A 399-nucleotide genomic window follows, 5' to 3' on the forward strand; every position below is an offset into this window, starting at 1 on the left:
CGGCTTCTCGTCGGGGGCGGCGCTCGGCAGCTGCGGAATGCCCGGCAGATCGGGCAGGACGGCGCTGTCGCTCTCCTTCGGCCGGTCCGACCGGCCCTCGGCGGACGCGCGCTCGGCGGCGGCCTTGGCGGCGACCGGGTCCAGCGGCAGCTCCACGACGTACGTGGTGCCGGCACGCCCCGGCAGCTCGTGCGGCTGGAGCACCCCGCCGTGGCGCTCGACCACCGCGCGGGCTATCGGAAGGTGGACGGGGCTGCCGCCGCGCCCGGGGCCGCGGATCTCCACCCGGGCGACCGCGCCGCGCTGGGCGGCCGCGAGCACCCCGGCCGAGGCGGCCACCACCGAGACCTGCTCGCCACCGGCCTGCCGGCCCACCGGCGCGGACCGGACCGTTCCGGA

At 79.7% G+C, this 399-nt stretch carries 1 protein-coding gene; it reads right to left on the reverse strand.

Features of this window, described 5'->3' with window-relative positions:
• Positions 1-375: hypothetical protein (locus ABD308_RS10640; protein ID WP_344331474.1), on the reverse strand; the 375-nt coding region annotated here is incomplete at its 3' end.
• Positions 376-399 lie beyond the last annotated feature (24 nt).

It is taken from the genome of Kitasatospora putterlickiae, assembly GCF_039527695.1.
In the GTDB taxonomy this organism is placed as follows: Bacteria; Actinomycetota; Actinomycetes; order Streptomycetales; family Streptomycetaceae; genus Kitasatospora; species Kitasatospora putterlickiae.